Source organism: Novosphingobium sp. KN65.2, assembly GCF_001368935.1.
Lineage (GTDB): Bacteria > Pseudomonadota > Alphaproteobacteria > Sphingomonadales > Sphingomonadaceae > Novosphingobium > Novosphingobium mathurense.
In genome coordinates this window covers 38,443-61,980 of sequence record NZ_CCBH010000202.1, presented here as the reverse complement: position 1 = coordinate 61,980, position 23,538 = coordinate 38,443, and the positions used below count along the sequence as shown (strand labels likewise).

Sequence of the window (23,538 nt, the reverse complement as noted above, 5' to 3'; positions counted from 1 at the left end):
TCTTATCCCGCGATCACCCAGCTGATGGCGCCGACTAGGCCCAGCAGCATGACTAGTGCGTAACTGTAGAGATAGCCCGACTGGACTTTCTGTGCGTATGTCGACCCCTTGGCGACGACCCAGGCCGCGCCGTTGGGACCGAAGCGGTCGATCAGACCGACGTCGCCCTGCTTCCAGAACACGCGGCCGAGCCAGAACGCCGGAACCACGAACAGGTAGTGGTAGAGCTCGTCGAACATCCACTTGCGGTACACGAAGGTATAAACCGGGCCGAGCTGTTCGGCGACGGCGGCCGGGAACCGGGTGTTGCGGATGTAGCCGTACCAGGCGGTGACCAGACCGATGACCATTACGATGAACGGGCTCCATTTGATGAGCTCGGGGATCGAGTGCATCGCGTGGATCAGGTGCTCGTGGAACACCAGCGCGCCCTTCCAGAATTCGCCGGTACCTTCGCTGACGAACTCGTGCTGGAACACATAACCTGCCGCGACCGCACCGAATGCGAGAATCAGGAGCGGGATCAGCATGACCAGCGGGCTTTCATGCGGATGATAGCCGGCGGTGCCTTCGGGATTGTGGACATGGTTGTCATGGCCGGCTTCCTCGGAAGGATCCTCATGGTGATGGTGCACGGCGTGCTGGATGTGCTCCGAACCGGCCCAGCGAGGCTTGCCGAAGAAAGTCAGGAAAACCAGGCGCCAGGAATAGAAGCTCGTCATCAGGGCGGCGAAAATGCCCATCCAGAAGGCGAAGCTGCCCGAAGCGCTGCCTGCGGCATAGGCGGCCTCGAGGATCGCGTCCTTCGAGTGGAAGCCCGCGAAGCCGACGCCGAACATGCCCACACCGGTGATGGCGAGCGTACCGGCCGTCATCGTCCAGAAGGTGATCGGGATGTGCTTACGCAGGTTACCATAGAAGCGCATGTCCTGCTCATGGTGCATCGCGTGGATGACCGAACCGGCACCGAGGAACAGCAGCGCCTTGAAGAAAGCGTGCGTGAACAGGTGGAACATGGCTGCGCCATAAGCGCCCACGCCGGCGGCAAAGAACATGTAGCCGAGCTGCGAACAGGTCGAATACGCGATAACGCGCTTGATGTCCCACTGGGTGCAGCCGATCGTCGCGGCGAAGAAGCAGGTCGCGCCGCCGATCACGGTGATGAAGGCCATCGCCGTCGGGCTCGTTTCGAACATCGGCGAGAGACGGCAGACCATGAAGACGCCGGCGGTGACCATGGTCGCCGCGTGGATCAGCGCCGAAACCGGGGTCGGGCCTTCCATCGCGTCCGGAAGCCAGGTGTGCAGGCCAAGCTGCGCTGACTTGCCCATCGCGCCGATGAACAGCAGCAGACACAGGACGGTCATGGTATCGAAACGATGGCCGAGGAAACCGATCGTCGAACCGGCCATGCCCGGGGCTGCCTGAAGGATTTCGGGGATCGAGACGGTGCCGAAGACCAGGAACGTGCCGAAGATGCCGAGCATGAAGCCAAGGTCGCCAACGCGGTTGACCACGAAGGCCTTGATCGCGGCAGCGCAGGCCGACGGCTTGCGGAACCAGAAGCCGATCAGCAGGTACGAAGCCAGACCGACGCCTTCCCACCCGAAGAACATCTGCACCAGATTGTCCGCCGTCACCAGCATGAGCATGGCAAAGGTGAACAGCGAGAGGTAGGCGAAGAAGCGCGGCTGATCCGGCTCCTCATCCATGTAACCCCACGAGTAGAGGTGCACGAGAGCCGAAACAGACGTGACCACGACGAGCATGACCGCGGTCAGCGTGTCGACGCGCAGGGCCCAGTCGAAGGCCATCGGGCCCGACTTTACCCAGGTCAGCACCGGAACGACAGTCGCTTCGGCGCTGCCGGTCAGGAAGCTGATGAAGATCGGCCAGGACAGCGCACAGGCAATGAACAGCGCGCCGGTGGTGACCACCTTCGCCGGAACATTGCCGAGCTGCTTGTTGCCAAGCCCGGCGATGATCGCTGCCAGGAGCGGCAGGAAGACGATGAGCAGGATCGACTGCAAGGCCTTATCCCTTCATCCGGTTGACGTCGTCGACGGCGATGCTGCCGCGGCCACGGAAATAGATCACGAGGATAGCAAGCCCCACTGCGGCCTCGCCCGCCGCCACGGTCAGAACGAACATGGCGAAGATCTGACCTGTCAGGTCTCCCAGGAAGGAGCTGAAGGCGACGAGGTTGATGTTCACCGCAAGCAGGATCAGTTCGATCGCCATCAGGATGACAATGATGTTCTTGCGGTTCAGGAAGATGCCGAGAACGCCGAGCACGAAGAGGATCGAGCTCACCACGACATAGTGTTCGATACCGATCACAGCTGGACCCCCTTGCCCACTTCGGGCTTGACGTTGACGGTCGCCTCATCGGGGCGGCGCATGATCTGCTTGGAGATCTTCTGGCCCCGGGTGTCCGAACGCTGGCGATGGGTCAGCACGATGGCGCCGATCATCGCGACAAGCAGGATGATGCCCGCAGCTTCGAACAGGAAGAGGTAGCGGCTGTAGAGGAGACCACCGATGGCCTCGATGTTGCTGGCGCCGGCAGGAGTCGCCGCTGCGCCGTCGGGCGTACCCAGATCCATTGCCCCGGCGCGGTAGGCACCGATGCCCAGGACCATCTCGGCCAGCAGAACGATCGCGACAAGCAGGCCCAGCGGGAAGTTCTTGACGAACCCGGCACGCAGTTCGGCGAAGTCGATGTCGAGCATCATGACGACGAACAGGAAGAGCACCGCGACCGCGCCGACATAGACGATGACGAGCAGCATGGCGATGAACTCGGCCCCGGTCAGCACCATCAGGCCGGCAGCGTTGAAGAACGCCAGGATCAGCCAGAGGACCGAGTGGACCGGGTTGCGGGCAGTGATCGTCGTCACCGCGGACGCGATGGTGATCACGGCGAAGAGGTAGAAGGCAAATACGTGAATCATGACCTCGGCGCGCCCCTAGCGATACGGCGCATCGGCTTCAAGGTTCGCGGCAATAGCCCGCTCCCACTTGTCCCCGTTCGCCAACAGCTTAGCCTTGTCGTAGAGCAGTTCTTCGCGCGTTTCGGTCGCGTATTCGAAGTTCGGCCCCTCGACGATTGCATCGACCGGGCAGGCTTCCTGGCAGAAGCCGCAGTAGATGCACTTCGTCATGTCGATGTCGTAGCGCGTGGTACGGCGCGAACCGTCGGCACGCGGCGCGGCCTCGATCGTGATCGCCTGCGCCGGGCAGATCGCCTCGCACAGCTTGCACGCGATGCAGCGTTCCTCGCCGTTGGGATAACGGCGCAGGGCGTGCTCACCACGAAAGCGGGGCGAAAGCGGGTTCTTCTCGAAGGGGTAGTTGATCGTCGCCTTGGGCTTGAAGAAGTACTTCAAGGTGAGCCAGTGCGCCTTCACGAACTCCCAGAGCGTGAAGCTCTTGATGAGGTGTCCGACGGTCATGCGAAGTGTCCGGTAGCCATGAGGTAGCCGCTGACGATTACGACGAACAGCAGCGATACGGGCAGGAAGACCTTCCAGCCCAGACGCATCAGCTGGTCGTAGCGGTACCGCGGGACGGTCGCCTTCACCCAGCTGAACACGAAGAAGAAGAACAGTACCTTGAGCAGGAACCAGATGAAGCCCGGAACGAGGTACAGGATCGGAATGTCGAGCGGCGGCAGCCAGCCCCCGAAGAACAGCGTCGCGTTGAGCGCGCACATCAGCAGCACATTGGCGTATTCGCCCAGCCAGTAGGCCGCGAAAGCCATCGACGAGTACTCGGTCTGGTAACCGGCGACGAGCTCGGATTCCGCTTCGGTAAGGTCGAAGGGCGCGCGCTGCGTCTCGGCCATGCCCGAAATGAGGAACATCACCCACATCGGGAACAGCAACGGGTTGAACGCGAAGCCGTTGAAGATGCCGAGTACGTGGCCTTCCTGCGCCTTGACGATGTCGTTGAGGTTGAACGTGCCGGCCCAAAGGACAACGCAGATCAGGATAAAGCCGATCGAGACTTCATAGGAGATCATCTGTGCCGAGGCGCGCATCGCCGAGAAGAACGGGTACTTCGAATTCGAAGCCCAGCCCGCCATGATCGTGCCGTATACGCCCAGCGAACTGATCGCGAGAACGTAGAGCAGGCCGACGTTGATATCCGAGAGGATTGCGCCCGAATTGAACGGGATCACCGCCCAGGCCATCAACGCCACCGTGAAGGTCACCACCGGCGCGATGAGGAAGATGCCCTTGTTCGCAGCCGAGGGAATGATGGTTTCCTGCAGGAAGACCTTGAGGCCGTCCGCGAAGGACTGAAGCAGGCCGAACGGGCCGACCACGTTCGGACCGCGGCGCAGCGCCATGGCCGCCCAGATCTTGCGGTCGGCGTAGATGATCATGGCCACGCCGAGCAGCAGCGGCAGCGCGATCAGCAGGATGCCGCAGATCGTCGAGACGAACCAGGCCCAGTCGTGGGACATGCCAAGGGATTGAAAGAAAGCGGTCATTCCGCAGCCTCCGCAATCTCCTCGCCGTGCAGCAGTTCAGCCGAACAGCGCTGCATCGTCGCACTGGCGCGGGCGATGGGGTTGGTCATGTAGAAGTCCTTGACCGGATAGGCGATCACGCCGGTGGCAGAACCGCCACCAGCAGGCAGGTCGCTCCCGTAGTCGGCCAGACCTTCGATGCCAAGGGCCGGAACCTCGGAAATCATCGCTGCGCGCAATTCCTCGAAGCTGTCGAAGCCGACCGACACGTTGAAAGCGTCGGCCAGGGCCCGCAAGATCGACCAGTCCTCGCGCGCATCGCCAGGCGCGAAGACGGCCTTGTCGGCCATCTGCACGCGCCCTTCGGTGTTCACGTAGGTACCGGCCTTTTCGGTGTAGGCCGCTGCCGGCAGGATGACATCGGCCGCATGCGCGCCCTTGTCACCGTGATGGCCGATGTAGACGATCATCGAATCGGCGAACCTGGTGTAGTCCACTTCGTCCGCGCCGAGCGAGATAAGCACCTTCGGCTTGGCTGCCACGATATCAGCGATGCCGCCCTTCTGGGCGTAGCCGAGCATCAGGCCGCCCATGCGGGCTGCCGCCATGTGCAGGACGTTGAAGCCGTTCCACCTGGTGCCGTCTTCGAGATCGCGAACGAGCCTGAACTCGCCGGCCAGCGCCAGGGCCGCTTCGAGGCCACCGCGGCCCAACCCTGCCCCGCCGACGACGATCGCCGGACGCGCCGCGCCCTTGAGCGCTTCACCGACATGCGCCGGAAGCTTGCCGAGAACCGAAAGGTCGTCGCCGAGGAACTCGCCGCCGAACGTGGTTTCCCACTCCGGTCCGACCAGGAACACCTTGGCGCCGGCCTTCACGGCCTTGCGCAGACGCACGTTAACCAGCGGCGCTTCAGAGCGCACGTTGCTACCGACGATCAGGATCGCGTCGGCAGTCTCGATGCCGCCCAGCGTGGAGTTGAAGTTCACCGCAGCAAGACTCGAGGTGTCGTAGTCCATGCCGGTCTGGCGACCTTCGAGCAGGTTCGAGCCAAGGGCACCGACCAACTTCCTGGCCGCGAACATCGTCTCGCAGTCGAGCATGTCGCCGGCAACCGCCGCAATCGAATTGCCCGGGTTGAGCGAAGCGATGGCAGCGAAGGCTTCACCCCAGCTGGCGGGAACCAGCTTGCCGTCGCGACGCAGGAACGGCTTGTCGAGGCGGCGCTTGGTCAGGCCATCGACCTGGTAGCGCGCCTTGTCCGAGATCCATTCCTCGTTGACGTCGTCGTTGATGCGCGGGAGCACACGGAGCACTTCGCGTCCGCGGCTGTCGATGCGGATGTTCGCGCCGATCGCGTCGGAAACGTCGATGCCCAGGGTTTTCTTGAGCTCCCAGGGACGCGCTTCGTAGGCATAGGGGCGCGAGGTCAGCGCGCCGACCGGGCACAGGTCGATCACGTTGGCCGACATCTCGTGCTTGGCAGCATGTTCGAGATAGGTCGTGATCTGCATGTTCTCGCCGCGATAGAGCGCGCCGATCTCGTCCACGCCGGCGATCTCTTCCGAGAAACGCACGCAGCGGGTGCAGTGAATGCAACGCGTCATCGTCGTCTTGATGAGCGGGCCCATGTACTTTTCGGTGACCGCGCGCTTGTTCTCGTCATAGCGCGAGGCGCCGCGGCCATAGGCCACCGACTGGTCCTGCAGATCGCATTCGCCGCCCTGATCGCAGATCGGGCAATCGAGCGGGTGGTTGATGAGGAGGAACTCCATCACCCCTTCCCGCGCCTTCTTGACCATCTCGGAGTCGGTGCGGATTTCCTGGCCTTCAGTGGCCGGAAGCGCGCACGAAGCCTGGGGCTTGGGCGGTCCGGGCTTCACCTCGACGAGGCACATGCGGCAGTTGCCCGCAATCGACAGGCGCTCATGATAGCAGAAGCGCGGGATTTCCTTGCCGGCGAGTTCGCAGGCCTGCAGGACGGTGGCGCCTGCGGGGACCTCGAGTTCTACGCCGTCTACGGTTACCTTGGGCATTACTCAGCAGCCTCCGGCATGTTTTCAGCGATCCGGCGTTCCAGCTCGGGGCGGAAGTGGCGGATCAGGCCCTGGATCGGCCACGCCGCAGCGTCGCCAAGGGCGCAGATGGTGTGACCTTCGACCTGCTTGGTGACCTGGTGCAGCATGTCGATTTCCTCGACGGCAGCGTCACCGGTGCGCAGGCGTTCCATGACACGCCACATCCAGCCCGTACCTTCGCGGCATGGCGTGCACTGACCGCAGGACTCGTGCTTGTAGAAGTACGAGAGACGCGAAATGGCGCGGACGATGTCGGTGGACTTGTCCATCACGATCACGGCGGCGGTGCCGAGACCCGAACCGACGGCCTTGAGGCCATCGAAGTCCATCGGCGCGTCCCAGATCTGGTCGGCCGGAACCAGCGGAACCGAGGATCCGCCGGGGATCACCGCCAGCAGGTTATCCCTGCCGCCGCGGATCCCGCCGCAGTGCTTCTCGATCAGTTCGCTGAAGGGGATGCTCATTTCCTCTTCGACGACGCACGGCTTGTTCACGTGGCCCGAGATCTGGAAGAGCTTGGTGCCCTTGTTGTTCTCGCGGCCGAAGCTGGAGAACCACGAAGCGCCGCGACGCATGATGGTGGGCGCAACGGCGATGGACTCGACGTTGTTGACCGTGGTCGGGCAGCCGTAGAGGCCTGCTCCCGCCGGGAACGGCGGCTTCAGGCGAGGCTGCCCCTTCTTGCCTTCGAGGCTTTCGATCATCGCGGTTTCTTCGCCGCAGATGTAGGCGCCAGCGCCGCGGTGGACGAAGACGTCGAAGTCGTAGCCCGAACCGGCGGCGTTTTTGCCCAGCAGACCCGCCGCATAAGCTTCATCGCGCGCGGCGAAGAGCGTCTCTGCCTCACGGATGTATTCGCCGCGAATGTAGATGTAGGCGGCACGCGCACCCATCGCGAAACCGGCCACCAGCGCGCCTTCCAGCAGCAGGTGCGGATCGTGACGGATGATCTCGCGGTCCTTGCACGAACCCGGTTCGGATTCGTCCGCGTTGATGACCAGGAAGCTCGGCTTGGGATTGCCGTTGTGGTCGAGCGGCGGCTGCTTGGGCATGAAGGACCACTTCATGCCGGTCGGGAAGCCCGCGCCGCCACGGCCGCGCAGCCCCGAAGCCTTGATCTCCTCGATGATGAGATCACGGCCCTTGGCGATGATGTCCTTGGTGTTGTCCCAGGCGCCGCGCGCCTGCGCTTCCTTCAGGTTCCACGGCTGATAGCCGTAGACGTTGGTGAAGATGCGATCCTTGTCAGCGAGCATCAGCGAGCGTCCAAGCTAAAGGTTTCGGCGAGAGCCATGACTTACCACTCCCCCCGGTAATCGTGATTTTCGGTGACCATCTGCTTGAGGGTAGTCGGACCACCCGAAGGCTCGACGGTGTGACGGCCCGGCTCCTGCGTACCGGCCTTGGGCGTCTCACCCTTGGCCAGCGCATCGAGCACGGCATCGAGGCGCTCGGGAGTGAGATCCTCGTAGTTGTCGTCGTTGATCTGGACCATCGGCGCGGAGGCGCAGTTGCCCATGCACTCGACCTCGGTGAACGACCACATGCCGTCGGGCGTGGTGTGGCCCTTCTTCATGCCGCGCTTCTTGCAGGCCGCGATGATGTCGTCCGAACCGCGCAGCATGCACGGCGTGGTGCCGCAGACCTGCACGTGGAACCGACCGATCGGCGCGATGTTGTACATCGTGTAGAAAGTAGCGACTTCGACCACGCGGATGATCGGCATGTCGAGCTGGGCCGCGACATATTCCATCACCGGAATCGGCAACCACCCCTGCGTGTTCTCTTCGGCACCGACCTGGCGCTGGGCGAGGTCGAGCAGCGGCATCACGGCCGAACGCTGACGGCCCGCCGGATAGCGCGCGATGATGTCCTTAGCCTTCTCGGCATTCTCCGCGGTCCACGCGAAGTTGCCCCAACGGGCCCGTAGTTCGGGCGTATCGGGTTCGATGTAGCGGTCAGCCATGCTTACCCCTGCGCTTCAGCCACTGGTCCTGGCCGAAAAGAAACATTTCAAATCCGCCGATGGCGGTTACCAGCATCGCCAGCAAAGGCGACGGGGCGGTACCGAGATAGAGCGCGCCGAAGTAGCAGACGGCGAGCACGAGGCCCGTCACTGCCGCCCAGACGCGGGTCAGTTCAAGCGTGTTGAATTTCACCGGATAAACTCCACCCGCGAGCACTTGTCGCCTTCGAAGCTGTAGACGGCCAGCACGTCGAACGGCTCGACCAGTTCCGAACCGTCGGTTGCCGGGCCGCGGGTGACATGCTCGCGAAGGACGACGTAATTGTCTGTCTCTTCACGCGAGACGATCTCGGCCTTGTTCTGGGGCCACTTGGCGAAAGCCGCCTTGAGGCCCGAACGCGTACCTTCCTTGCCCTCACGAACCACGGCACCGCGATAGTTCGCTTCGCTGGCTTCGTCGGTCATGTAGGTCACATAGAGATCGGCGTCCTGCGCGTTGTAGGCGGCGATCATGGCCTCGGCGATTGCGAGCTTGCTCAACGGTCGCACTCCCCGAACACGACGTCGATGGCGCCAAGGATGGCGGTCGCGTCAGGCAGCATGTGGCCCTTGGACATGAAGTCCATCGCCTGCAGGTGCGAAAAGGCAGTCGGGCGGATCTTGCACCGGTACGGCTTGTTGGAGCCGTCCGAGACGAGATAGACGCCGAATTCGCCCTTCGGGCTCTCGGTGGCGACGTAGACTTCGCCGGCCGGAACGTGGAAGCCCTCGGTGTAGAGCTTGAAGTGATGGATCAGCGATTCCATCGAGCTCTTCATCTCGCCGCGCTTGGGCGGACCGACCTTGCGGTCGGCGGTCATGATCGGGCCTTCGGGCATTTCGGCTAGGCACTGCTTCATGATGCGCGCGGACTGGCGCACTTCCTCGACGCGAACCATGAAACGGTCATAGCAGTCCGAGTTGGTGCCGACCGGGATCTCGAAGTCCATGCGGTCGTAAACGTCGTAGGGCTGGCTCTTGCGGATATCCCAGGGGATGCCCGCCGCGCGGATCATCGGCCCCGAGAAGCCCCAGGCCAGCGCGTCCTCACGGCTCACCAGCGCGATGTCGACATTGCGCTGCTTGAAGATGCGGTTGTCGACGACGAGGCTCATCGCGTCCTCGAACAGCGTCGGCAGACGCGTGTCGAGCCAGTCGGCGATGTCGGTCAGCAGCTTGAGCGGCACGTCCTGGTGGACGCCGCCGGGGCGGAACCAGGCCGAGTGCATGCGCGCGCCCGATGCGCGTTCGAAGAAGTTGAGGCAGTCCTCGCGGATTTCGAACAGCCACAGGTTCGGGGTCATGGCGCCGACGTCCATGACGTGGCTGCCCATGTTGAGCATGTGGTTACAGATGCGGGTCAGCTCGGCGAACAGAACGCGAAGGTACTGGGCGCGCAGCGGAACCTCGAGGTTCAGCAGCTTCTCGATCGCCAGGACGTAGCTGTGCTCCATGCCGAGCGGCGAGCAGTAGTCGAGCCGGTCGAAGTAAGGCAGCGCCTGAAGGTAGGTCTTGTTCTCGATCAGCTTCTCGGTGCCGCGGTGCAGCAGGCCGACGTGCGGGTCAATGCGCTCGATGACTTCGCCGTCGAGCTCCATGACCATGCGCAGAACGCCGTGGGCCGCCGGGTGCTGCGGACCGAAGTTGATCGTGTAGTTGGTGATGATCTCGTCGCCGGTCGTCGGCGACTGCTCGAGCTGCATGCTCATGCCTTGTCCCCTTCCGCCTTTTCATCGCCAGGCAGCACGTATTCCGCGCCTTCCCAGGGGCTCATGAAGTCGAACGAGCGGAAATCCTGGGCCAGCTTGACAGGTTCGTAGACAACGCGCTTGTCCTCTTCCGAGTAGCGCAGTTCCTGATAGCCGGTAAGCGGGAAGTCCTTGCGGAACGGATGCCCCTCGAAGCCGTAGTCGGTGAGGATGCGGCGCAGGTCCGGATTGCCGGCGAAGATCACGCCGTACATGTCGAACACCTCGCGCTCGAGCCAGCCCGCATTGGGCCAGATCGTCGTCACGGTCGGAACGGGCGTGTTCTCGGCGGCGTTGACCTTCACCATCAGGCGATGGTTCTTCGTTACCGAAAGCAGCATGTAGACGACTTCGAAACGCTCGGCGCGCGACGGGTAGTCGACGCCGGCCATTTCCATGAGCTGCTGATACTCATGATTGTCACGCAGCAGGCGCAGCGCGTTCTCGATCTGGTCGCGGGCCACGGTGAGGACGACTTCGCCGTGCTCTTCCCTGGCAGAGACCAACATCGATCCGAGCGCGGCCGAGAGCGCGTCGATGACGCCTTCGTTGGACGCAAACTTGGGGGCGGAATGCAGTACGGGCATGGGTGCCATTACCTCTCGAGCGTACCGGCGCGGCGGATCTTGCGCTGCAGCTGCATGACGCCATACAGCAGCGCCTCTGCGGTCGGCGGGCAGCCGGGGACATAGATGTCCACGGGCACGATGCGGTCGCAGCCGCGCACGACGCTATAGCTGTAGTGGTAGTAGCCACCGCCATTGGCGCACGAGCCCATCGAGATGACGTACTTGGGGTCCGACATCTGGTCATAGACCTTGCGCAGCGCCGGGGCCATCTTGTTGCACAGGGTGCCGGCCACGATCATCACGTCCGACTGACGCGGGGAAGCGCGCGGCGCGGCGCCGAAGCGCTCCATGTCGTAACGGGGCATGTTCACGTGGATCATCTCGACCGCGCAGCAGGCGAGGCCGAAAGTCATCCACCACAGCGAGCCGGTACGGGCCCACTGGAACAGTTCTTCCGTCGAGGTGACGAGGAAGCCCTTGTCGGATACTTCCTGGTTGAGGTCTTTGAAAAACGCCTGGTCGGGCGGCGTAACTGCGCCACCCTGACCGAGGGGCTGTCCGGTGCTGTCCACGAGAGTGCTCATTCCCAGTCCAGAGCTCCCTTCTTCCATGCATAGGCGAGGCCGATGGCCAGTTCGCCGAGGAACACCATCATCGTCAGCCAACCGGCCCAGCCCGTGACGTCGAGCGACACGGCCCAGGGAAACAGGAACGCTGCTTCAAGGTCGAAGATGATGAAGAGAATCGCCACCAGGTAGAAGCGCACGTCGAACTGGCTGCGCGGGTCTTCGAACGCGGGGAAACCGCATTCATACTCGCTGAGCTTGTCCGAGTTCGGATTGTGCGTCCCGGTCAGACGGGCAACCGCCATGGGCAGGAACACGATAATCCCGGAGAGCGCCAACGCGATCACCAGGAAAATCAGAATCGGCAAATATTGCGACAGATCAGTCAATGGTCATGGCCTCGTACCGGTGAGGGCTGCCGGAGCTTGCCTGAGCGGCGTCCGGTCGTTGCGCGCGCTCTTAGGCCAGCCCTCCGGCCATCGCAAGGGAGGCAATTCGATAATTCCGGCCTTCTTCATCGCGATGCAGCAAGTTTAATGCCTCGCCATGGCCCCATCGCGCGCGCCGTCAGGCAGAGACAGACGACGCTATCCGCCCCCGGATCACCGGCAAAGGCCCTGAATTGCGCGGGATTGTCGGACCCCCTTGGCGCGCCCGATCAGACTGCGGCCCATCCGAACCGCGCTCTCCTGATGTGTTACAGTCCGGAAATCACCGGGAAACGAAGCATGGACGCCAGAACCTTTGGCACCCGGCAATCGCGGCGGCACCCCCCAGCGCCAGCGACTCGGCCAGGCACGGGGCGACTCCATGGAGTCCGGCGAGGACAATTTTCCGTCACGGGATTATCATCGTTTCCCGCCATACGCGTCAGGCACAATGCCCATGCGGCGAGCGGTTGTTCTTTTGGACAGTCCGATTGCTTTTGGTGCAATGCAGCATTAAATCACTGTCAACTGTTCTTCCATGCAGAAAGGCAAAGCCATGGCTCAGATCTCGGCTAACGACCCCATCGTCATCCTCTCCTATGCACGCACGCCCATGGGCGGCCTGCAGGGCGTGTTCGCTGACGTCACGGCCACCGATCTTGGCGCCACCGCTGTCAAGGCCGCCGTGGAGCGTTCGGGCGTTGCCGGCGAGGAGATCGAGCGCATCTACATGGGCTGCGTCCTTCCCGCCGGGCTCGGGCAGGCCCCTGCCCGCCAGGCCGCGCTCAAGGCCGGCCTGCCCAAGTCGGTCGAGGCCACGACCGTCAACAAGGTATGCGGTTCGGGCATGCAGACGGTAATCATGGGCGCAGAGGCCCTTGCCTCCGGATCGCTCGACCTGATCATTGCCGGCGGCATGGAGTCGATGACCAATGCCCCCTACCTGTCCAAGAAGCATCGCTCGGGCGCGCGTGCCGGCCATGACACGCTCTACGACCACATGTTCCTCGACGGCCTTGAGGATGCCTATGAAGGCGGATCGATGGGCTCCTTCGCGCAAGTGACCGCCGACGAGTATCAACTGACCCGCGAGAACCAGGACGACTTCTCCATCGAGTCGCTGCGCCGCGCGCAGGAAGCGATCACCAATGGCGCGTTCAAGGACGAAGTCGTTCCCGTCACCGTCAAGACCCGCAAGGGCGAAGTCGTCGTCGACACCGACGAGCAGCCGCCCAAGGGCAACCCGGACAAGATCCGCACCCTGCGCGCGGCCTTCGCCAAGGACGGCACGATCACCGCCGCCAGCTCCAGCTCGATTTCCGATGGCGCCGCTGCCGTCGTCATGAGCCGCGCCAGCGTCGCTGCTGCCAAGGGCCTAAAGCCGGTAGCCACCGTCGTTGGCGTAGCCGCCCACGCGCAGGAGCCTGCAAAGTTCACAACCGCTCCGGTCGGCGCGATCACCAAGCTTCTCGACAAGGTGGGCTGGCAGCTTTCCGACGTCGACCTGTTCGAAGTAAACGAAGCCTTTGCCTGTGTCGCGATGTTCGCGATGCATGACCTCGGCATCCCGCACGACAAGATCAACATTCATGGCGGGGCGACCGCGCTCGGCCATCCGATCGGCGCCTCTGGAACCCGCATCATCGTGACGCTGATCAACGCGCTCAAGGACAAGGGCCTCAAGCGCGGCGTCGCCAGCCTCTGCATCGGCGGCGGCGAAGCGACAGCGGTTGCCGTCGAACTGGCCTGATCGCCGCCTGCCGGGTACTTGATTTGAAGGAAGGGCCCTGCCGGTAGCGGTGGGGCCCTTTTTCATTGAACGGTCAGGGCTCGCCGGTTCCCCATAGACGCTCGCCCGGCACGAAGCCCCTGTGCCCTTCGACATCGAAAGCACACCAGCCCGACTCGCAATTGCCGAGCAGGCCGACGACGCCCGGCTCAACGCGCCACAGGATCGGCGAACCGGGCTTGCCCTCTGCATGCATCTCGATCAGGCCCTCGCCCACCACGATGGCGGACCGCTGTCGCGAAAGGAGCAGATCGCGCATCCAGCCCTTGTCTCCATCGGGATCCTCGATCAGCCGCCAGGGCCCTTCGCGGCGCACGATCTTTACCGGCAAATGCGGGCGCTTGTAGACCCACGCGATCCTGTAGGATTCTCCGGGACCTACCCGCATGTTGGCAAGGTCGGTATCGATGGAGGCCCAGTAGGGCACCTTGTCGTCATCGCCCGCATAGGCAGGCACGGCCATGCTGCACAGGGCAGCCAGAGGGATCAGGAACTTCCAGCGGATCATGCCGCCTACTTACGCCTGCCAGACAATTCCCTTCAAGGTTTCTTGACCCGGACCCTGTGGAAGGCATAGCTGGATACCGACATGACTTTGGTAACCGACTCCGCTTCCGCCCGCGTTTTCGACGGCCCTCCCCGCGTGATTGTCACGCGGCGGCTGCTTCCCGGTGTCGAGGAGCGCATGGCGCAACTCTTCGACGTGACGCTTAACCGCGAAGACACGCCGCTGTCGCGCGATCAGCTGGCCTCTGCCATGCGCGAGTGCGACGTCCTGGTCCCGGCCGTCACCGACAGGATCGACGCCGAACTCATCGAACAGGCCGGAGACCGCCTTGGCCTTATTGCCAACTTCGGTGCAGGAACCGAGCACATCGATCTTGCCGCGGCGCGCGCGAACAAGATCATCGTGACGAACACCCCCGGTGTCTTCACCGACGATACTGCCGACCTAACGCTTGCGCTGATCATTCTCGTCTCGCGCAAGTTCAGTGAGGGTGCCCGCGTCTTGCGTGAAGGCCGTTGGCAAGGTTGGGGACCTTCGGCCATGCTCGGCCACAGCCTTGGCGGAAAGCGCCTCGGCATCGTTGGCATGGGCCGCATCGGCCAGGCTGTCGCCCACCGCGCCCGCGCCTTCGGCATGGAGATCTACTACCACAACCGCCATCGCCTTCCCTCCGCGCTCGAGAACATGCTCTCGGCGCGCTACGAAGCCGATCTCGACAAGCTGGTGGCAGAATCGGACATTCTCACCCTGCACTGCCCGGCCGCGCCGGGAACCGCGGCATTGCTGGATCGCCGTCGGTTGTCGCTGATGAAACCAGGCGCCTGTGTGGTGAACACCGCGCGCGGCCAGATCATCGATGAGCAAGCACTGATCGAGGCGCTGACCGAGGGCCGCATCGGCGGAGCGGGCCTCGACGTCTTCGCCAACGAGCCGAACGTCAATCCGCAACTGCTCTCGGCCCCCGGCGTCGTGGCCCTTCCCCACCTCGGCAGCGCGACGGAGGAAGGACGCGGCGCGGCCGGTGAACGGATCATCGCCAATATCCAGTTCTGGGTCGACGGTCACCGTCCGCCCGATCAGGTGCTTCCCGAGCTTTCCTGAAACTCGCGCTTTCCCGCCACGATCATTGCGCCGTTCATGCCATGGATATGGCAGAACGTGCTGCAAATGCTTGTCTCATGACGAATGAGTGCTCTAAGGCGCGCGGCAGGAGGAGCACAGCGACCTCGCGAAGCGTGGCCTGAAGGGGAATTCACAAATGAAAAAGCAGTGCTTGCTGCCGCTTGCCGGCATGCTCGCAGTCCTGCCGGGCGTTGCCCTGGCACAAGACGGCCGAATCGATGTGAGCAACAGTGGTGACACGGCTTGGCTGCTGGTCTCCTCAGCGCTCGTCCTGATGATGGCCGCACCCGGCCTGTCGCTGTTCTACGGCGGCCTCGTGCGCGCCAAGAACTTCCTGTCGGTGCTGGTCCAGTGCGGTGCGATCGCCGCCATCGCCTCGGTCCTGTGGATCTTGGTCGGCTACACTCTCGCCTTCGGCAACGTCAGCAACGGCTGGCTTGGCGGCGGCAATGCCTGGATGCTCAGCAATCTGGGCAATGTACGCGCCGGAACCGATGTTCCCGAAAGCGCCTACGCCCTGTTCCAGATGACATTTGCAGCGATCACCCCTGCGCTCATGGCCGGTGCCTGGGTGGACCGTGCCCGCTTCGCCTGGGTCATCGCCTTCTGTGCCCTGTGGAGCCTGGTGGTCTATGCCCCGGTAGCGCACTGGATCTGGGGCGGCGGCTGGCTCGCGACGGGCCTTGGCACACTCGACTGGGCGGGTGGCATCGTCATTCACACGACCGCGGGCGTATCGGCGCTTGTAATCGCGATCATGCTGGGCCGCCGCAGCGGCTTTCCCAACACCCTGATGCTGCCGCACAGCCCGTCGCTGACGATGGCCGGTGCGGCGCTGCTCTGGGTCGGATGGTTCGGCTTCAACGGTGGTTCGGCCATTGCCGCCAATGATGACGCGGCCGCCGCGATCATCGCCACCCATGCCGCAGCAGCGACGGCTGCCCTCGTCTGGCTGCTGGTCGAGCGCTTCACCGTAGGCAAGCCAACTAGCGTCGGCTTCGCAACCGGTGCCATCGCCGGCCTCGCCACCGTGACGCCCGCGGCAGGGTTCATCTCGCCTGGCGCCGCCATCCTGTTCGGCGCAGCAGGTGCGGTGGTCTGCTACTACGCGATCCAACTGGTGAAGCAGAAGCTCGCCATCGACGACTCGCTCGACGTCTTCGCCGTCCACGGCGTGGGCGGCATGCTCGGCTCGCTGCTCCTCGGCGTATTCATGTCGCAGAGCCTTGGCGGTGTCGGCTACGCCGAAGGCATGACCATGGCCAGCCAGACCTTCGCGCAGTTCATCGGTGTAGGCGTGACGATCCTCTGGTCGGTGATCGCCAGCGTCATTCTTGCGGTCATGGCTTCGGTTGTGTTCCCGATGCGCGTCAGCGAAGATGCCGAGCGCGAAGGCCTCGACATCACCAGCCACGGCGAGCGGGCCTGGGAATTCGACTGAGTTCAGAGAAAGGTCAGGATGGCAGCCGGAGATAACAGGCCCTTGCGCCGCCTCGCCATGGAGGCCTGCACACGCAGCCTCGATTTCTCCGGCCGCTCCTCCCGCCGGGAACTGGCGGCATTCCTGATCTGGGCGATGGGCCTCGACCTCGCCCTCAACCTTGCTGCAAGGATAGTGCTGGACGGCGATGCCGAAAGCTGGGCGCGCCTCGCCTTCGATACCCTACTGTTCCTGCCGATCTTCGCCCTGCTCGTCCGGCGTCTGCAAGAATTCGGGCGCAGCGGCTGGTGGATGCTGTTCATCCTCATCGCGATGGCCCGCACCTTCGTGCTGAGAGCCCTTGGCATTGCCGGCTATCCCAATGTTCGCGACGGGATCGAGAGCTGGACCGACCCGATCAACTGGGTGCTCGTACCCGGTTTCCTGATCGTTGCCGTCGCAGCCCTGTTCATGCCCGGAACCCGCTCAGCCAACTGCCAGAACGGAGCGCAGGAGACCCACCGTTTCTAAAACAAAAACGACCGGCGAGGATTGCTCCCAGCCGGTCGTCTGAATTCGGCTAGTGTCTTTGTCGATCAGTCGCCGGTCAGAATCCGGTCCACCAGTTGCTTGACCGTCGGCGTAAATCCGTTCGAGTAGAACGGATCCTGCTTGAACTTGTAGGCGGCATGGCCCGCAAACATCAGGTTCTCTTCGACCGGGCCGCCGTGGGCGATATCCTGCAAGGTCTTCTGGATGCAGAAGCTGCGCGGATCCGCGAGGCGACCGGTAGTGTAGTCGTCGTGGTCCTTCCACGAAGAGAACCCGCAGTGCGACAGGCAGCCCATGCAGTCCGCCTGATCCTGACGGATCTCGTCGCGTTCCTGCGGATTGACGAAGATGATCGTGTCGTCCGGGGTGCGCAGGCCATCGGTGAAGCCCTGGGCCGACCATGCACGGGCCCGCTCCAGGTCCTTGGGGGCTACCCAGAAGTTCTTGCCTTTCACACCGACGTCGAGGCGCACGGTATGCTCGCCGGCTTCGACCTTGGAGTAGGGAATCTGGCGTTCCGAACGCGCTTCAAGATTGCGCAGGAAAGGATTGCGGACGGCCGAGGAATAGAAACCCGTCGGCGAGAAGCGGTGGAGCAGCACATCGCCCGGTTCCAGTTCGCGCAGGGCGTCCTTCCATGCCTGCGGGATCGGGCTTTCATGCGTGAGCAGCGGACGGGTGCCGAACTGGAAGGCGATGGTGCCGAGTTCGGGATTGTCGATCCACTCATTCCAGTCGCGCAAGTACCAAACGCCGCCGGCCATCACGATCGGAACGGAATCGGAAATGCCTTCCTTGCGCATCGTATCGCGCAGCGCCTTGACGCGCGGATAGGGATCTTCCGGCTTGAGCGGGTCTTCCGCATTCGACAGGCCGTTGTGACCGCCGGCGAGCCAGGGGTCTTCATAGACCACCGCCGCCATCAGTTCGGATACCTTGTGATAGGCACGCTTCCACAGCGCGCGGAAGGCGCGGGCGGAACTGACGATCGGCAGGTAGCTGACGTTGAAACGCGCTGCGATCTCGGACAGGCGGTAGGGCATGCCCGCGCCGCAGGTCACGCCGGTAACCATGCCGCGGGTCTTTTCCAGCACGCCTTCGAGAACCTGCTGGGCGCCGCCCATTTCCCACAGGACGTTGATGTTGATCGCGCCCTTGCCGCTGGCGATGTCATAGGCCCGCCGCACCTGCTCAACCGCGCCGTCGATGGCGTAGCGGATCAGTTCTTCGTGGCGTTCCTTGCGCGTAAGGGCATGGTAGATCTGCGGAACGATCTTGCCTTCCGCATCGTAGGAATCGGCATTCACCGCACTGACGGTGCCGATTCCCCCAGCTGCGGCCCATGCGCCGGAGCTGGTGTGGTTCGTGGCTGAAACGCCCTTGCCGCCCTCGATGAGCGGCCAGACTTCACGTCCGCCATAAACAATCGGCTTGAGACCCTTGAAACTCATAAACTCTCTGTCTTTCCCCCTGGCGTAACGCTCAGTCCTTTGACGCCGTCTTATCGCCAGACAATCGGCAAGGTACGATATCTGCAGGCTCAGGCCGTGCACTACCAGCCTCGAACTGCGCATAATAACCCTGCAGTTCCGGCTTACGAACAAATTCGGTCAAACGAAAGCCCAGCGACGCGAATTCACAGAAAAGCAACTCCGGCGGAATTCCGTGCTCGTCCGTCGGACGGTCGACGTCGACCACGATCACCTTGCCTCCCTTGCGCAGGGCAGGCTGCAGGCGCCACAGGAAGGCATAAGGCTCGGTGACCTCGTGATACATGTGGACGAGCATGATGCGATCGAAGCTGTCAGGCGGCAGGCGCGGATCGTCCTCGGTCCCCAGGACTATGGAGACGTTCTCCAGACGCTCGCGCAATACGCGCTGGCCCAGCTGCTCATTGGCATCGCGGTCGATGTCCTCGGCGAGAACCCTCCCCTTCTTGCCGACTCGCTGAGCGAGCCGAACCGTGTAGTACCCCTCGCCCGCGCCGATATCGGCCACGCTCATCCCCTCGCGGATGTCGGCGAGGTTCATCACGACATTCGCTTCGTTGACGCTGTCGCGCTCCACTTCCGAGGAAACGGAGTTTGCGCCGAGCCGCGAAACCGGGCGGTCGGCGACCGGAAACTCGCGCGAAGTCTCGGGCCGGCCGTCATCGGCAGGCTTCTGCTGGCAGGCAGCGAGAGCCAGCGCGAGAACCACGCAGGAAAGACGGCGAGACAAAAACATGCCGCCCCTTAGCGACTTGCCAAAGACTTGGCAAAACCTGTCATGTGGCCCATCGCCCGGGTCAGTCGATATCCTCGACTTCGGCCTTTTCGCCCGTCACACGCTGCGACAGGGCGGCAGCCATGAACGCGTCGAGCTCTCCGTCAAGGACGTCGCCCGGCGAAGTCGAAACGACGCCGGTGCGCAGGTCCTTCACCTGCTGGTAGGGCTGCAGCACGTAGGAACGGATCTGGTGACCCCAGCCGATATCGCTCTTCGAAGCGTGCTCGGCGCTGGCTGCTTCCTCGCGCTTGCGCATTTCTTCCTCGAACAGGCGCGCCTTGAGCATGCCCATCGCGATTTCGCGGTTCTTGTGCTGCGAACGGTCGATCTGGCTGGCGACAACGATTCCGGACGGCTGGTGGGTAATGCGCACCGCCGAGTCCGTGGTGTTGACGTGCTGACCGCCCGCACCCGATGCGCGATAGGTGTCGATCTTCAGGTCGGCCGGGTTCACCTCGACCTCGAAGCTGTCATCGATCACCGGATAGACCCAGACCGACGAAAAGCTGGTATGGCGGCGTGCCGAGCTGTCATACGGGCTGATGCGCACAAGACGGTGGACGCCGCTTTCGGTCTTGGCATAGCCGTAGGCGTTCTCGCCCTTGATCAGCAGGGTGCAGCTTTTGATGCCTGCGGCTTCACCGGCGTGGTAGTCGACCAGCTCGACCTTGTAGCCCTTGCGCTCGGCCCAGCGCGTGTACATGCGCTGCAGCATTTCGGCCCAGTCCTGGCTTTCGGTACCGCCGGCACCGGCATGGACTTCGAGGTAGGTGTCGTTGCCGTCGGCCTCGCCGGCCAGCAGCGCCTGCACCTTGTCGGCATCGGCACGTTCGGCAAGCTGGGCGAGCGTGGCCAGCCCTTCGTTGACCGTGTCCTCGTCGCCTTCCATCTCGCCCAGCTCGATGAACTCGACGGCGTCGGCCATCTCGCGGCTGATCTCGTTAACCGTGCCGATCGAAGCTTCCAGCCGGCGACGCTCTTTCATGACCGCCTCGGCTTCCTTGGGCTTGTCCCACAAGGTGGGATCCTCGACGCGGGCGTTCAGCTCGTCGAAGCGGCGCAGCGCGCGATCCCAGTCCAGGAACTTGCGCACAAGCGCGAGCGCCTTTTCGATACGGTCAATGTGGGCCTGCCCTTCGGCACGCATGGCACGAAACTCCAATGAAACTGCGGCGCACCGCTTAGCGAAGTGCAGCCGATTGTAAAGCGGCGCGGCAATCGACCCGAGATGAGCCGGCGACAGGCCGGCGCTACTACCCGCAGATATCGGGATTGTTCAAGGCCCCGCAAGAGGGCGCAAGGCCGCTAGCGTCAGGGGCGCTTCTTTGCCAGCACCTTCACGGCCGCCAGGGTCATCTTCACGTGATCGCGATAGTCGAGATCGGAATGGATGAAGACGACCTTGCCGCTCCGGTCGATGACGTAGCTCACCCGGTCGGCCATACCCTGCGGCTTGCCGTCCCGCGCCAGGGCGACATCGTATTCCTTGATGATCTTCGGCGTGGCGACGGCGACAGCGAACTTGTCACGGCAGGCCTCGGTCGAGAACTTCTTGAGAGTGGGCAGGTCGTCGGCCGACATGCCGATGACGGTCGCGCCCAGTTCGGCGAACTCCGGCGTCGCTTCGGCGAAGGCATGGGCTTCCAGGGTGCAACCTTGGGTGAACGCCTTTGGATAGAAGTAAAGCACGACCGGCCCGCGTTTGAGCGCTTGCTTGAGATCGAAATCGACCTCCTTGCCGGCCTTGGCACCCTTGGTGCTGAACTCGGGCGCGGTCGCACCCATCGGCAGGGCGGCCTGCGTTACCGACGATGCTGCGAGGAAACCGATGGCGATCAGGGGGGCTAGAAGGCGTTTCATGCGCGCAGTCTGCGCGCAGCGATGGGGCCTGTCCAGCCCTCGCAAAGCTGCCCCGTAAAGATACGCATTGTGACGCACCCGGGGGGCAAGTATCGACAACAGAGGCCGTTTCACCGTAAACATCTTCCTGAACCTGGCCTGACTCGGCTATGGGACGGCCGCGATCCTGAGACAGGACGCGACATGGAGAGAGGACGAATGGAGAGGCAACTCGTCACGCGTACCCTGCCCGACAGGACCGCTTGGCCTACCTCCCGCCCGCGTCCGGCAATCGTTTCCTGACATTCGCCACCGAGGGAGAGAAGATTGACCCAGTCCAGTCATCGGCGCGTGATCGTCATTACCGGAGCCAGCTCCGGCATCGGCAAGGCCACGGCGGAAGTCTTCGCCCGCATGGGCTGGCATGTCATCGGCACCGGCCGGACACCTGATCGCTGTGACGCGGCCGAGGAGGAAATCCGCGCCATCGCAACGCCGGAAGCGCGCGTCGACTTCCTGCGCGGCGACTTCACCGAGATGTCCGACGTTCGCCGCATTGCCGAGGAGATCGGACTGCTCACCAATCGCATCCACGTCCTCGTCAACAATGCCGGCGGCGTGCGCGATGGATACTACCGCACCTCGGAAGGTCTCGAGGCGACATTCGCCACCAACCATCTCGCCCCTTTCCTCCTCACCCGTGAACTGCTGCCCCAGCTCGAATATGCGGCGAAGGAATCCCCTGCCGGGACCGTGCGCATCATCGCCGTGGCAGCCGACGGTCATGCGAGTTGCCGGGCGATGAACTGGGACGACCTGATGCTGCTGGAAGATTTTGCGACGATCGATGCCTACAGTCAGGCGAAACTGGCGAGCCTCCTCTTCACCCGCGAACTGGACCGCAGGCTTTCGCCCATGGGCATCGTCGCCCAGGCGGTAAACCCGGGATGCGTCGGCTCGAACTTCGCGAGCCACGGCGACGAGCTGATCCAGGACTACATGGCCCGAAGCCCCTGCACGCCGCCCGAACATCCGGCCCGCACGATCATGTGGCTGGCCACGTCCCCGGAAGTCGGCGAACAGGGCGGTCGCTACTTCCACGACCTAGCCGAAATCGAACCTGCACCGCAGGCGCGGGACGACCTGGCGGCCAGCCGGTTGTGGATGGAGAGCGAACGCATCCTCGAAACCATCGGCTGCTGATCTTGTCAAACCCGCATTCGGTCTTCCCGGGCCCTTGACCATTCGGCCCGCTCCGCCGCAAGGAAACGGGCAAGCCACAGGAAGACACGATGACTGCACCGACCGATCGCCCGCGCCGCAGCGCACTGTTCATGCCCGCCTCGAACGCCAAGGCGATTGCCAAGGCCCGCAGCCTCCCCTGCGACGTCGTTATTTTCGACCTCGAGGATGCCGTCGCCCCCGAACTGAAAGCCGAAGCGCGCGCCGCCGCCGTAGCGGCTCTGGAGGAAGGCGGTTTCGGTCACCGCGAGGTTGTCGTGCGCACCAATGGCATCGATAGCGAATGGGGCATGGATGACCTTGCCGCCATGGCCTCGACCAAGGCCGACGCGGTGCTTGTGCCCAAGGTCAATTCGCCGACCGACATTGCCCGCTACGATGAAGCCCTGAAGAACGCGCACAAGGACATGCAGCTATGGGCCATGATCGAGACCTGCGCGAGCGTCGGCAATCTGGATGCCATCGCACAGTGTGCGCATAGCTCGCGCCTGTCGCTGTGGATCATGGGGACAAACGATCTCGCCAAGGAAATGCGCGCGCAGCTTACACCCTGCCGCACGCCGTTCCTGCCGTTCCTGTCGATGGCGGTTGCCGCCGCGCGCGCCCATGGCGTCGCGATCCTCGACGGCGTGTGCAATGAATTCCGCGACCTCGAGGCATTCGAGGCCGAAACACGTCAGGGGCTGATGTTCGGCTTCGACGGCAAGAGCCTGATCCACCCCGCGCAAGTCGAACCGTGTAACGCGGTATTTTCACCCAGCGAAGCGGACCTGGCCTGGGCGCAGACCGTCATCGACGCCTTCGCACAGCCGGAAAACGCCGGCAAGGGCGCGATCCGCGTCGATGGCAAGATGACCGAACTGCTACACCTCGAACAGGCACAGCGGCTCGTCGCCGTTGCCAAGCGGATCGCTGCAGCAGCCTGAC

Annotated in this window: 24 protein-coding genes and 1 pseudogene; 6 read left to right on the top strand and 19 right to left on the bottom strand. The window is 63.4% G+C overall.

Translation table 11 applies throughout. From position 1 onward, the window contains the following. Window positions 1-2: 2 nt before the first annotated feature. The 14 genes and pseudogenes from nuoL to ndhC all read right to left on the bottom strand — a co-directional run bounded on the left by nuoL (window position 3) and on the right by ndhC (window position 11,832). Window positions 3-2,030, bottom strand: coding sequence for an NADH-quinone oxidoreductase subunit L (gene nuoL, locus SPHV1_RS21780; RefSeq protein WP_054948090.1), 2,028 nt, complete (start codon window positions 2,028-2,030; stop codon window positions 3-5). 4 nt (window positions 2,031-2,034) lie between these two features. Further along, entirely contained in the window at window positions 2,035-2,340 is a 306-nt protein-coding gene (gene nuoK / locus SPHV1_RS21775; RefSeq protein WP_007015108.1) for an NADH-quinone oxidoreductase subunit NuoK, read from the bottom strand. Beyond that, window positions 2,337-2,954 carry an NADH-quinone oxidoreductase subunit J gene (locus SPHV1_RS21770; protein WP_054948089.1) on the bottom strand — a complete coding sequence of 206 codons (618 nt, stop codon included), beginning with the start codon at window positions 2,952-2,954 and terminating at the stop codon, window positions 2,337-2,339. Before SPHV1_RS21770 ends, nuoK begins: the two co-directional genes overlap by 4 nt. Window positions 2,955-2,969: 15 nt before the next feature. Next, window positions 2,970-3,455, bottom strand: coding sequence for an NADH-quinone oxidoreductase subunit NuoI (nuoI, locus tag SPHV1_RS21765; protein WP_007015106.1), 486 nt, complete (start codon window positions 3,453-3,455; stop codon window positions 2,970-2,972). Then, window positions 3,452-4,498 carry an NADH-quinone oxidoreductase subunit NuoH gene (gene nuoH / locus SPHV1_RS21760; protein WP_054948088.1) on the bottom strand — a complete coding sequence of 349 codons (1,047 nt, stop codon included), beginning with the start codon at window positions 4,496-4,498 and terminating at the stop codon, window positions 3,452-3,454. The genes nuoI and nuoH overlap by 4 nt, the downstream gene beginning before the upstream one ends. Next, window positions 4,495-6,513, bottom strand: coding sequence for an NADH-quinone oxidoreductase subunit NuoG (nuoG, locus tag SPHV1_RS21755; RefSeq protein ID WP_054948087.1), 2,019 nt, complete (start codon window positions 6,511-6,513; stop codon window positions 4,495-4,497). Before nuoG ends, nuoH begins: the two co-directional genes overlap by 4 nt. Beyond that, window positions 6,513-7,811, bottom strand: coding sequence for an NADH-quinone oxidoreductase subunit NuoF (gene nuoF / locus SPHV1_RS21750; RefSeq protein ID WP_054948086.1), 1,299 nt, complete (start codon window positions 7,809-7,811; stop codon window positions 6,513-6,515). The genes nuoG and nuoF overlap by 1 nt, the downstream gene beginning before the upstream one ends. Window positions 7,812-7,852: 41 nt before the next feature. Further along, on the bottom strand, window positions 7,853-8,521 hold the full coding sequence (locus SPHV1_RS21745) for an NAD(P)H-dependent oxidoreductase subunit E (protein ID WP_054948085.1): 669 nt from the start codon (window positions 8,519-8,521) through the stop codon (window positions 7,853-7,855). Next, entirely contained in the window at window positions 8,514-8,714 is a 201-nt protein-coding gene (locus SPHV1_RS21740) for a hypothetical protein (RefSeq protein WP_054948084.1), read from the bottom strand. The genes SPHV1_RS21745 and SPHV1_RS21740 overlap by 8 nt, the downstream gene beginning before the upstream one ends. Beyond that, window positions 8,711-9,061, bottom strand: a complete 351-nt coding sequence (locus SPHV1_RS21735; RefSeq protein ID WP_054948083.1) for a nuclear transport factor 2 family protein — start codon at window positions 9,059-9,061, stop codon at window positions 8,711-8,713. The genes SPHV1_RS21740 and SPHV1_RS21735 overlap by 4 nt, the downstream gene beginning before the upstream one ends. Next, window positions 9,058-10,269 (bottom strand): NADH-quinone oxidoreductase subunit D, encoded by a 1,212-nt coding sequence (locus tag SPHV1_RS21730; RefSeq protein WP_054948082.1) that lies wholly within the window; start codon window positions 10,267-10,269, stop codon window positions 9,058-9,060. Before SPHV1_RS21730 ends, SPHV1_RS21735 begins: the two co-directional genes overlap by 4 nt. A gap of 14 nt (window positions 10,270-10,283) precedes the next feature. After that, window positions 10,284-10,895, bottom strand: a pseudogene (locus SPHV1_RS21725) (NADH-quinone oxidoreductase subunit C); the annotation flags it as partial. Window positions 10,896-10,903: 8 nt separating this feature from the next. Beyond that, a complete protein-coding gene (locus SPHV1_RS21720; RefSeq protein WP_054948080.1) occupies window positions 10,904-11,461 on the bottom strand; it encodes an NADH-quinone oxidoreductase subunit B family protein in 558 nt (185 codons plus the stop codon). Continuing rightward, a complete protein-coding gene (ndhC, locus tag SPHV1_RS21715) occupies window positions 11,458-11,832 on the bottom strand; it encodes an NADH-quinone oxidoreductase subunit A (RefSeq protein ID WP_007015095.1) in 375 nt (124 codons plus the stop codon). Before ndhC ends, SPHV1_RS21720 begins: the two co-directional genes overlap by 4 nt. 595 nt (window positions 11,833-12,427) lie before the next feature. Between ndhC and SPHV1_RS21710 the strand changes: the two genes are divergently transcribed. After that, entirely contained in the window at window positions 12,428-13,621 is a 1,194-nt protein-coding gene (locus tag SPHV1_RS21710; protein WP_054948129.1) for an acetyl-CoA C-acyltransferase, read from the top strand. A 73-nt stretch (window positions 13,622-13,694) separates the two neighbouring features. Here the strand turns inward: SPHV1_RS21710 and SPHV1_RS21705 are convergent, their stop codons facing one another. Then, window positions 13,695-14,168, bottom strand: coding sequence for an SH3 domain-containing protein (locus SPHV1_RS21705; RefSeq protein ID WP_054948079.1), 474 nt, complete (start codon window positions 14,166-14,168; stop codon window positions 13,695-13,697). Between the two features lie 81 nt (window positions 14,169-14,249). Here SPHV1_RS21705 and SPHV1_RS21700 point away from each other — a divergent pair, with 81 nt between their 5' ends. From SPHV1_RS21700 to SPHV1_RS21690, 3 genes are all read left to right on the top strand, one after another. Then, window positions 14,250-15,269, top strand: a complete 1,020-nt coding sequence (locus SPHV1_RS21700; protein ID WP_054948078.1) for a D-glycerate dehydrogenase — start codon at window positions 14,250-14,252, stop codon at window positions 15,267-15,269. Window positions 15,270-15,426: 157 nt separating this feature from the next. Further along, entirely contained in the window at window positions 15,427-16,731 is a 1,305-nt protein-coding gene (locus SPHV1_RS21695) for an ammonium transporter (RefSeq protein WP_054948077.1), read from the top strand. An 18-nt stretch (window positions 16,732-16,749) separates the two neighbouring features. Continuing rightward, window positions 16,750-17,241 carry a DUF805 domain-containing protein gene (locus tag SPHV1_RS21690; protein WP_054948076.1) on the top strand — a complete coding sequence of 164 codons (492 nt, stop codon included), beginning with the start codon at window positions 16,750-16,752 and terminating at the stop codon, window positions 17,239-17,241. A gap of 65 nt (window positions 17,242-17,306) precedes the next feature. Here the strand turns inward: SPHV1_RS21690 and SPHV1_RS21685 are convergent, their stop codons facing one another. The 4 genes from SPHV1_RS21685 to SPHV1_RS21670 form a co-directional block, all read right to left on the bottom strand. Then, window positions 17,307-18,713 (bottom strand): nitronate monooxygenase family protein, encoded by a 1,407-nt coding sequence (locus SPHV1_RS21685; RefSeq protein ID WP_054948075.1) that lies wholly within the window; start codon window positions 18,711-18,713, stop codon window positions 17,307-17,309. A gap of 31 nt (window positions 18,714-18,744) precedes the next feature. Further along, window positions 18,745-19,488 (bottom strand): class I SAM-dependent methyltransferase, encoded by a 744-nt coding sequence (locus tag SPHV1_RS21680; protein ID WP_054948074.1) that lies wholly within the window; start codon window positions 19,486-19,488, stop codon window positions 18,745-18,747. 61 nt (window positions 19,489-19,549) lie between these two features. Beyond that, a complete protein-coding gene (prfB, locus tag SPHV1_RS21675) occupies window positions 19,550-20,677 on the bottom strand; it encodes a peptide chain release factor 2 (RefSeq protein ID WP_054948073.1) in 1,128 nt (375 codons plus the stop codon). Window positions 20,678-20,841: 164 nt separating this feature from the next. Continuing rightward, entirely contained in the window at window positions 20,842-21,390 is a 549-nt protein-coding gene (locus tag SPHV1_RS21670) for a peroxiredoxin (RefSeq protein WP_054948072.1), read from the bottom strand. 306 nt (window positions 21,391-21,696) lie between these two features. Between SPHV1_RS21670 and SPHV1_RS21665 the strand changes: the two genes are divergently transcribed. Further along, complete coding sequence (locus tag SPHV1_RS21665) at window positions 21,697-22,572, top strand: SDR family NAD(P)-dependent oxidoreductase (RefSeq protein WP_054948071.1); 876 nt, start codon at window positions 21,697-21,699, stop codon at window positions 22,570-22,572. An 89-nt stretch (window positions 22,573-22,661) separates the two neighbouring features. Continuing rightward, window positions 22,662-23,537 (top strand): CoA ester lyase, encoded by an 876-nt coding sequence (locus tag SPHV1_RS21660; protein WP_054948070.1) that lies wholly within the window; start codon window positions 22,662-22,664, stop codon window positions 23,535-23,537. Window position 23,538: the final 1 nt, after the last annotated feature.

Excerpts from the sequence above, each read along its gene's own strand:
- SPHV1_RS21770 (WP_054948089.1), bottom strand. The coding sequence starts at position 2,954 with ATGATTCACGTATTTGCCTTCTACCTCTTCGCCGTGATCACCATCGCG.
- nuoI (WP_007015106.1), bottom strand. The coding sequence starts at position 3,455 with ATGACCGTCGGACACCTCATCAAGAGCTTCACGCTCTGGGAGTTCGTG.
- nuoH (WP_054948088.1), bottom strand. The coding sequence starts at position 4,498 with ATGACCGCTTTCTTTCAATCCCTTGGCATGTCCCACGACTGGGCCTGG.
- nuoG (WP_054948087.1), bottom strand. The coding sequence starts at position 6,513 with ATGCCCAAGGTAACCGTAGACGGCGTAGAACTCGAGGTCCCCGCAGGC.
- nuoF (WP_054948086.1), bottom strand. The coding sequence starts at position 7,811 with ATGCTCGCTGACAAGGATCGCATCTTCACCAACGTCTACGGCTATCAG.
- SPHV1_RS21745 (WP_054948085.1), bottom strand. The coding sequence starts at position 8,521 with ATGGCTGACCGCTACATCGAACCCGATACGCCCGAACTACGGGCCCGT.
- SPHV1_RS21730 (WP_054948082.1), bottom strand. The coding sequence starts at position 10,269 with ATGAGCATGCAGCTCGAGCAGTCGCCGACGACCGGCGACGAGATCATC.
- SPHV1_RS21720 (WP_054948080.1), bottom strand. The coding sequence starts at position 11,461 with ATGAGCACTCTCGTGGACAGCACCGGACAGCCCCTCGGTCAGGGTGGC.
- SPHV1_RS21710 (WP_054948129.1), top strand. The coding sequence starts at position 12,428 with ATGGCTCAGATCTCGGCTAACGACCCCATCGTCATCCTCTCCTATGCA.
- SPHV1_RS21705 (WP_054948079.1), bottom strand. The coding sequence starts at position 14,168 with ATGATCCGCTGGAAGTTCCTGATCCCTCTGGCTGCCCTGTGCAGCATG.
- SPHV1_RS21700 (WP_054948078.1), top strand. The coding sequence starts at position 14,250 with ATGACTTTGGTAACCGACTCCGCTTCCGCCCGCGTTTTCGACGGCCCT.
- SPHV1_RS21695 (WP_054948077.1), top strand. The coding sequence starts at position 15,427 with ATGAAAAAGCAGTGCTTGCTGCCGCTTGCCGGCATGCTCGCAGTCCTG.
- SPHV1_RS21690 (WP_054948076.1), top strand. The coding sequence starts at position 16,750 with ATGGCAGCCGGAGATAACAGGCCCTTGCGCCGCCTCGCCATGGAGGCC.
- SPHV1_RS21685 (WP_054948075.1), bottom strand. The coding sequence starts at position 18,713 with ATGAGTTTCAAGGGTCTCAAGCCGATTGTTTATGGCGGACGTGAAGTC.
- SPHV1_RS21680 (WP_054948074.1), bottom strand. The coding sequence starts at position 19,488 with ATGTTTTTGTCTCGCCGTCTTTCCTGCGTGGTTCTCGCGCTGGCTCTC.
- prfB (WP_054948073.1), bottom strand. The coding sequence starts at position 20,677 with ATGCGTGCCGAAGGGCAGGCCCACATTGACCGTATCGAAAAGGCGCTC.
- SPHV1_RS21670 (WP_054948072.1), bottom strand. The coding sequence starts at position 21,390 with ATGAAACGCCTTCTAGCCCCCCTGATCGCCATCGGTTTCCTCGCAGCA.
- SPHV1_RS21660 (WP_054948070.1), top strand. The coding sequence starts at position 22,662 with ATGACTGCACCGACCGATCGCCCGCGCCGCAGCGCACTGTTCATGCCC.